Source organism: Xanthomonas populi, from assembly GCF_002940065.1.
GTDB classification, from domain to species: domain Bacteria; phylum Pseudomonadota; class Gammaproteobacteria; order Xanthomonadales; family Xanthomonadaceae; genus Xanthomonas; species Xanthomonas populi.
The window spans coordinates 1-4,031 of the sequence record NZ_MDEJ01000213.1; the positions used below are offsets into that span (position 1 = coordinate 1).

Genomic DNA, 4,031 nt, shown 5'->3' on the forward strand with positions numbered 1-4,031 from the left:
CACAAGCCACGGGTAGCTCAACTGCTGGTTACAGCGGCAACCCTTGAGCGTGGTTACCAAGCGTTTCGTGAAAGCGGCAACCTGCAAGTCTTCCAGCCACACGACAACGAGCTGGGCAGCCTGCACCGCCAATGGCTATCCGATCTGGACAGCTTAAAGACTTTTTACGCGCGACGGGCACTGACCCAAAGCGTTGGAGTATGTGAACGAAGCGTTCGCACGCCTTGCCGGACGTATCAAGCAACTTACCGAGTGATCGCTCGGGACGGGTGGCGGAAATTTCGGCGGTTCCGGCTTACAACCCCAGAAGCAAAGGCGGTCTGCAGGACATGTAGCTCGGCCGACCTAACCTTGCGAGATGGATTGCCGGTTGAATGCCGACGCTTCATGATTTCCCCCACTGCACAAGGGAAGTGACATGAACTGCGACTGGATTGGCTGGTGTGCTCTCTCTGCTTCCGAGCAGGCTGCGTGGGTTCAGGCCGTCGGCAGTGTGGCTGCGATCTTGGCGGCTATCGGCATTGCGGCGCATGAGCGCCACGTCACAAAAGCGGAAACCGTAGAAAGGAAGCGCCTCGAAAGCAATGCCCGCTACACCCGAGCCAATCGAGCTACGACGCGATTCCGGAAGGTCATAGCGCGTCAGCTTGAGGCCGCTAGAACTCAGCAGAATCCCATGCCGGCAGATCCAGTCCCCGATGAGATGAGGGATCTTGAGCACGAATGCCATCTGATTCTGCAGGCCGGCGGAGACTGCCTCACCGCCATCAAGTTCTATGACGATGCGCGTGAGTTGCTGGAAGAATCGTTTCTTCGCCCAGAAAACACCGACCGATTCATCGAGCTCCTGGAGTACGCGGACAGCCGCATCGAGATAGCGCTGAATCACATCTACAAGTATTTGGACACGGCACGTCATTAGCTGTTGCTCACGCCCTTCTGAGGGTAGGAATCGCATTTGCCGGACCGGGGGCCGATGGTCCGGGTCCGGGTCCGGGTCCGGGTCCGGGTCCGGGTCCGGGTGCGCCTGAGCAGGCTTGGGCTGGTCGTCGGCTGCGCAGACGCACCCGAGGGTCGGCAGGGATTCGTGTAAAAAACCTTTGCTGACAGCTATTTAGCTCACTTTTAGCTGTTTTCTTACGCGAATCCCTGCCGACCCTCTAGTCCAGGCGTTTCCGTTTACCGGCTAGTTATGATAAAAATATCGCATCCCAGGAGAGCCCACATGCCTGCCCCTCTTACCCGCGAAGCCAACGGCACTGAACGCATCACGGTCGTAATGACGCCTGCGCAGAAGCGCATGCTTCAGCAACGCGCCCGCAATGCAGGGTTGACCATTAGTGACTACATCCGGCGCCAAGCTCTTGAAGGTGAGGATATGGGTCCGCTTCTGGACCAGCTGCGGGCATCTACTGAGAAGGCAAATAAGGCACTCACTAGCGCTTTCGCGCGTCTAAGTACCCATGAGGTGGACTTGGCCAACGCCGAGAAGGCTGCACGTGCTCGAGCTCAGAAGGTGCAAATGCAGTGACAACCTTGACCGATGTCATGAAGGCATTGCGCGAGGTGATCGTGATGAACGAGCGCGTGACTGTGCTTGCTGGCACGGTTGAAAAGCTGGCGGCGGAAAGTATCGAAACGCGGGAACGGTTGGTCCGCGTGGAGACAATTATTGATGTGGCCTTCAAGACCAGGGGGAGTGGCCGAGGCTTGCTGGCGCCTGGATCCGAATAGAGGGTCGGCAGGGATTCGTGTAAAAAACAGCCAAAAATGAGCTAAATTTTTGTCGGAAAAGGGTTTTCGAGAAGTTCTACCGACCCTTTGCATAGGCCTCGCGATGAATTGAAATTTGACCGACTCGACGCAGTGGGTAGCCTACTCTAGCGTGGCTGCACTGGCCGTCGTCGTGGCCCCGCCGATCATGACGCCTGCGGCGGCATCGACCCCATGGCAGCCTCGCACACCGACCTCCCCCCATCTCCCGGATCCACATCCCACTGAACAACGTGGTGGGTTTACACACGGCAGCACATTTACCCACGAGGTCCAGGCGCGTTGTTTAGTTTTCAGCTGCGCCCGATCACTGGGCACAGCTTCGCCAGTCCACAGAGTTTTTCGCTTGGCGAAAGCAGGTTTACGCTTTTCGTGAGGAGTTGGCAGCCCGCACTCTAAAGTAGGAGTTCTTATATGGGATACTTCAACGTCACATCACAGGTGCCAGTGGGAAGGCGAGCGAATATGTTGTCGAGCAACACGCTGGTCGGACCACGAATGAGCAAGCGACGCAAGAGCCGGCGACTCATCGGGAGGCACAGGGTGTATTGCAAGGATTGAAGAGGCAAAGCTCGATTAGGAGTCAGTCCGATACTGAAGATGATGTGCAGTTTGCCGTGTCGCAAGCGCGAGCGGGAGGGCGCTTCCGTCCTGGTCCGCTACCTGAGCAGAAGGAACTGATCGCGCCCAAGCCCGGTAATGAATAGATTGCGCTCAAAAGTGCCGGCAGGAGTTTGTGAAAAATGCTTGGCTCGGCGTCCCCCGCCCTGAGTACCGGCTGGGTTTAGAGTCCGGGACTGATGTGACCCACCCCCATGGTTGGGTCCAGCGCCGGTTACTGGCTCTGCTCGCCCAGCTGATATGCGGCAGCGGCAATGTCTTCGGCAGCTGCGCTTGCTGCTTTCTTGCCGAAACCCAGTGCGAATGCCGATTTGATGGACATCTTCTTCAAAGCCTTGCTGCTCTGCCCTGACCGCGACAAGCCAAGCTCTGAAGAGTTGGTCAATGTCGCCAGACCTTGCCGAACCCGTCTACGAAACGCATCGCTCACCACAGGTTGCGGTTGCCATACTTCCTCAGGCGCGCAATGGAACTCCTGGGCTTTCAGTCTCTTGAGGTGTATTTCAGCCAGGGAGAGGCAGTTTTCCAGAAGATACAGCGCGCCTGCGGCCGTCTTGGCGGCAATATCATCTCCGTCCTTGGCATTCAAGGCCAAGCGTTCTCCTGATTAGCCCTGACCTTCAGCCGCCAGTCGCAGGAGATGTTCCAAGGCACCAAACTGCCGCTGCGCACCTGGATGCTGGCGTTGCACCTGTTGGCCTCGACCAAGACCAACATGGCCACACGGGAGCTGATGCGTCATCTGGGGATCAACTACAAGCGCGCCTGGCGGATGAAGCACAAGATCATGCAGGTCATGACCGAGCGCGAAGCCACGCGGAAACTGGCCGGCTTCGTGCAGATCGACGATGCCTATCTCGGCNGGCAAGGCCGGACGCGGATCGGAGAACAAACAAGCGTTCCTGATGGCGGTGCAGACCGAGACCGCCTTCACCGCGCCGAGCTTCGTGGTGATCGCGCCGGTGCGCAGCTTCGACAACACCTCGCTGCACGACTGGATTGCCCGTCGCCTGGCGCCCGAATGTGAGGTCTACCCCGATGGGCTGGCCTGCTTCCGCCGGCTGGAAGACGCAGGTCACGCGCACACCACGCTCGATACCGGTGGCAGGCGTGCCGCGACCGAAGCGACCGGTGCACGTTGGGTCAACGTGGTGCTGGGCAACCTCAAGCGCGCCATCAGTGGCGTGTATCACGCCATCGCGCAAGGCAAATACGCGAGGCGTTACCTGGGAGAAGCGGCCTATCGTTTTAATCGTCGATTCCGCTTGCGCGACATGCTGCCACGACTGGCCACGGCCATGATGCAATCCACACCATGTCCAGAGCCGGTTCTGCGTGCGGCGAGCAATTTTCACGGCTGAGAGTCAGGGCTAATCAGGAGCGTTCTTGGGTGTGTTGAGCATTTGCCGCAAATCTGCTGTCGGGCGCAAACACCGCCGGTCCTTGAGCCCAAGGGTCTAGGACGATGGTCTTATGATGTCCGTCCGGCACGCGCGACTCAGCCCAGTCATGGCCCTGATGGTTGTGCTGGACATAGTGGACGCTTTCTTCTGGCTGAAGCAACCGTACATGTCGCACGGTTGCTACGGCAGCATATCCGGCGCAATGACCGCCCTGGACGAATTCGGACACGACCG

Annotated in this window: 3 protein-coding genes and 4 pseudogenes; 4 read left to right on the forward strand and 3 right to left on the reverse strand. The window is 58.5% G+C overall.

Annotated features, from left to right (window positions below; all coding sequences use genetic code 11):
• Positions 1-385: 385 nt before the first annotated feature.
• Positions 386-889, reverse strand: a complete 504-nt coding sequence (locus tag XpopCFBP1817_RS21700; RefSeq protein ID WP_158251333.1) for a hypothetical protein — start codon at positions 887-889, stop codon at positions 386-388.
• Positions 890-1,225: 336 nt separating this feature from the next.
• On the opposite strand from XpopCFBP1817_RS21700, the gene XpopCFBP1817_RS19780 reads away from it, so the two are divergent.
• Together XpopCFBP1817_RS19780 and XpopCFBP1817_RS19785 are read left to right on the forward strand one after the other, a co-directional pair.
• Positions 1,226-1,531 (forward strand): plasmid mobilization protein, encoded by a 306-nt coding sequence (locus XpopCFBP1817_RS19780; protein ID WP_128418386.1) that lies wholly within the window; start codon positions 1,226-1,228, stop codon positions 1,529-1,531.
• Positions 1,528-1,734 carry a hypothetical protein gene (locus tag XpopCFBP1817_RS19785; RefSeq protein WP_128418387.1) on the forward strand — a complete coding sequence of 69 codons (207 nt, stop codon included), beginning with the start codon at positions 1,528-1,530 and terminating at the stop codon, positions 1,732-1,734. Before XpopCFBP1817_RS19780 ends, XpopCFBP1817_RS19785 begins: the two co-directional genes overlap by 4 nt.
• A gap of 874 nt (positions 1,735-2,608) precedes the next feature.
• On the opposite strand, the pseudogene avrXacE2 reads toward XpopCFBP1817_RS19785, so the two are convergent.
• Positions 2,609-2,995: pseudogene (gene avrXacE2, locus XpopCFBP1817_RS19795) on the reverse strand (type III secretion system effector avirulence protein AvrXacE2); the annotation flags it as partial.
• Positions 2,996-3,034: 39 nt separating this feature from the next.
• Between avrXacE2 and XpopCFBP1817_RS23395 the strand changes: the two are divergent.
• Positions 3,035-3,256: pseudogene (locus XpopCFBP1817_RS23395) on the forward strand (IS1595 family transposase); the annotation flags it as partial.
• 1 nt (position 3,257) lies between these two features.
• A pseudogene (locus XpopCFBP1817_RS19800) lies at positions 3,258-3,755 on the forward strand (IS1595 family transposase); the annotation flags it as partial.
• A 19-nt stretch (positions 3,756-3,774) separates the two neighbouring features.
• Here the strand turns inward: XpopCFBP1817_RS19800 and XpopCFBP1817_RS23660 are convergent.
• Positions 3,775-4,031 (reverse strand): annotated as a pseudogene (locus XpopCFBP1817_RS23660) (type III secretion system effector avirulence protein AvrXacE2); the annotation flags it as partial.

Excerpts from the sequence above, each read along its gene's own strand:
- XpopCFBP1817_RS19780 (WP_128418386.1), top strand. The coding sequence starts at position 1,226 with ATGCCTGCCCCTCTTACCCGCGAAGCCAACGGCACTGAACGCATCACG.